General features: G+C 39.4%; 4 protein-coding genes. 2 read left to right on the top strand and 2 right to left on the bottom strand.

Annotation, left to right across the window (positions count from 1 at the left end; all coding sequences use genetic code 11):
• Window positions 1–159: 159 nt before the first annotated feature.
• Entirely contained in the window at window positions 160–585 is a 426-nt protein-coding gene (locus AC1DRF_RS19905; protein ID WP_477741491.1) for an Hsp20/alpha crystallin family protein, read from the top strand.
• A 44-nt stretch (window positions 586–629) separates the two neighbouring features.
• Complete coding sequence (locus AC1DRF_RS19900; RefSeq protein WP_477741490.1) at window positions 630–1,451, top strand: hypothetical protein; 822 nt, start codon at window positions 630–632, stop codon at window positions 1,449–1,451.
• 17 nt (window positions 1,452–1,468) lie between these two features.
• Here AC1DRF_RS19900 and AC1DRF_RS19895 read toward each other — a convergent pair whose 3' ends face one another.
• Together AC1DRF_RS19895 and AC1DRF_RS19890 are read right to left on the bottom strand one after the other, a co-directional pair.
• A complete protein-coding gene (locus AC1DRF_RS19895) occupies window positions 1,469–2,752 on the bottom strand; it encodes an ABC transporter ATP-binding protein (protein WP_477741489.1) in 1,284 nt (427 codons plus the stop codon).
• The coding region (locus tag AC1DRF_RS19890; protein WP_477741488.1) for a FecCD family ABC transporter permease at window positions 2,749–3,474 on the bottom strand (726 nt) is incomplete at its 5' end. The genes AC1DRF_RS19890 and AC1DRF_RS19895, both read right to left, overlap by 4 nt.

The following is a 3,474-nucleotide window of genomic DNA, read 5'->3' as shown; positions in this document are numbered from 1 at the left end:
GTTGGAAATCCGGATGCCTAAACATGTTAATATTCCTATGTCTCAAATAGACGTCCACGATTTAGATTAAAGTGGACGTTTTTTTCTGTTTTCATGCATACATATAAAATAGAAAGCTGCAAAAGGCCTTGTTTTATTTTTTTAAAGAAGGTGACAAATATGAATCACGGAAAATTTAAAAAGTGGGCAGAAACGTTACAAGAAGAAAACCATACGAAATTTTGGGAAAAGATTTTTGATGATGATCATGAAGAAAAGAATGATACGGAAGMAGATGCTTCTCCTCAAATTGTAAATGAGTACCGAGATTATACTTTAATTKATGTATATGAATGGGCAAATCAACTGTTAGTTGTAATTGAAATACCCGGTGCTAAACGAACAGACGTCGAATTAACCATGCATGAAAATACTTTACACATATCCGGTTCATCTCTTTTAACCGTGAAGGATGCAAATGTTCTTCACAAAGAAAGACGTGAAGGAACGTTTCAACGATCAATCATCCTCCCACCTGCTGTAGGGGAAGCGCCGTGTCACGCATCATTTAAAGATGGTCTTTTGCATGTGAAATTTGATTTGTAATTTATTGTGCAGAACTATACGTAGCATGAAAGGCAGGGAATTTCATGTTTTCTAAGTGGTTTAAACAATCGCCTAAAATTGAAACAGTCCGTAAAATAAACCCGTCTTCCCTTCCAACTCAAAAAAAAGCAGGTCCCATAGACCAACGTTCTAATCAAAAGCGGAAAGAATTACCCGAAAAGATGAAAGCTAAAAAACAGTCTAATCTAAAAAAAACCCCTCAACAGCCAAAGAAGTTGCCTAGCCAAATGGAGCCTATGACCTCTGCTGAAGCTGAATCCACAAAGCCTGCTCTTTCGATAGATTCAGCGCTGAACCTGCAGGGAATTATTGATCAAGTGACGCGTTTAACCGACGCGATCCCTAAAATAGAAGAGCTTCATCAGCAATTAAATGAATCAGCTCACCTTATTCAATCACTGTCTCAACTGCACGAGCAAACAGCTCATTTACTCTCGGCTATKCAGTCAGCTCCTAATTTCGAAGCTATTCAAAAACAGCTCTCTGCGTTAAAGGAAGAATCGTCTAATACAGCCTTATATGAGATGGTGAAAACTCTTGACAAAAAGATTGATGAAGTAACTCAGCCAAAGCAGTCCATTGTTGTTGAAAAAATCATGGTCGAAAAAGTATTGTTAGACAAAATTGATCTTAGTAATAATTTCGGCCAGCTAGGCATTAAAGATTTGACCGGTCACTTAAACATCGGCACTACTTACAGCGCTGACTCTGATCAAGTAGATGAAGAAGTCAAAGACTTGTTTTCTGTTAAGCTAAAAGAAAAAAAGATTGATGAACATACAACTGAAACAACGATGAGTTCAGGAGGGGAAACAGAAAAATCTGATGATCACTCCGAAGAATAAAAAATGACCGCTACTGCTTATTTAAAGCAATTGTCGGTCATTTTTGTTTCCATAAATAGTTGTAATTCTTTTTGGAGGCGTTCCATCAATAACTCTGAAATTTCTTCTTGATTTTCTTCTTTATGATGAGATGATGCTACAACAATACATCCTGTTTTTCCTAAGAAAGCCCGGTACTCAATTACCTTCATCGCAGCATGAAGTAAGTTCGCGTCCGAAAGCGGTGCATTTGTTAGTAGCACAATATTTACTTCGTTTTCTTCTTGTCCATGTGTCAGCACAGCCASCCACGAGTAACCTTTATCGTCTTTTAAGCRAACTTCATAACTAGATAAAGGCACAGATTTCCACGCCGCGTTAGCACTGCTTTGCTGTTGAACAATTTCTTGACACCAGTCTAGACCTGTTTCATTTGAACCCAGGGAAAGAGTTCTCAAAGGACGAACAAAGGATAAACACAGCTTGCCCGGTTCCTTTTGCAACTGATACAACTCATGGAAGTCCGTCTCTGGATATTGATACGGCGGCACAAAAGCAATTTGTCGCTTGTTCACAGCGGGATGGTGAAATACATGCAAATCAACGTCATATACTCTTTTTAACGTAGCTGCATCCTGGAAAATGGCATCCATCCCGGTTTCTTCTACTCTTCCATCTTTCAGTAACACGGCATTATCTGCAAACAGCGAGGCGATGTTGAGATCATGCAAAATGGCCAGAACCGTTAAGCTCATTTCCTGCTGTAAAGTTTTTAACAGCTGAAGCAGTTCCATTGTATGTTTTACATCTAAGTGATTCGTTGGTTCATCAAGAAGTAAGTAGTCAGGTTCTTGCGCTAGTGCTTTAGCCAGTAAAACCCGCTGTTTTTCTCCACCGCTTAGCGATTGAAAAGTATGGTTTCTATAGTGCCAGACGTTTGTTAATTTCATCACGCTTTCCACCACTTCTTCATCCTGTGCTGATACGGTGCTAAACAAACCTTTTGCCTGATAAGGATAACGTCCAAGTGAAACAATTTCTTGAACCGTAAATTCTAATCCAATTTGATTTTCTTGCGTCATGACTGCAACTTTTTGCGCCAGTTGTTTTGGTGAATAAGCCTTCACTGACTTTCCTTCCACCTTCACTTCTCCTGATTGAATGGTTAATACATTCATAATTAAGCGAATAAGTGTTGTTTTCCCGCTTCCATTTGGTCCTAGTAAAGCAACAAAAGAACCTTTGTCTACGGTGAACGTGATGTCACGAACGGTCGGCTGCTGCTTATCGTATCCTCCTGTCACATTATATAGTTCAATCATGATATTCCTCTCTTCCGCATACGTTCTTTTACAAGGAGCAGGGTAAAAATCGGCGAACCAATTAAGGCGGTTACAACTCCAATCGGCAGTTCACGAGGTTCTAATATCGTTCGTGCCAATAAATCTGCTAAAACCAAATAACTTCCTCCAATTAAAATAGAAAGCGGCAGTACATGCTTATGATTAGCTCCCGCTACGAGACGCACTACGTGGGGGATAACTAAGCCAACAAATCCAATTGCCCCAGATACTGATACCGCAGCCCCTGTTAATACGGATGCACCTATTAAAATCATTCTTTTTTTCTTCTTTACGTCTATTCCCATAAACTGAGCGGATTGATCGCCAAATGCTAAGCCGTTCAGCTCTTTTACATGTAACAGCAGCATAATTGTACCGATCAAAAAGAACGGCCCTAAAATTTGAATATGAGACCATCCTCTCATTGATACGCTTCCCATTAGCCAATATAAAACCTGCCTTACATCTTCTTCAGGAGAAAGAGCCACAATTAATGAAATAAGCGCGCTCATAAAGGATGATAAAATAATCCCCGCTAAGATGATGGTTTCATTGGCTAAATTGCCGCTTGCGAGTTTCGTAATACCAAAAACTAAAAGAAGAGTAATAAAACCAGATACAATGCCGACTACAGGCAGCGTGAAGATAGACAAACCAAAAATACTCCAATGAAAATAAATTGCCATGACAGAGCCAAGGGC

The organism is Priestia sp. P5_B4 (assembly GCF_056400385.1).
The sequence above is the reverse complement of the archived record's forward strand: the minus strand, read 5'-3'. Positions and strand labels throughout refer to the sequence as shown.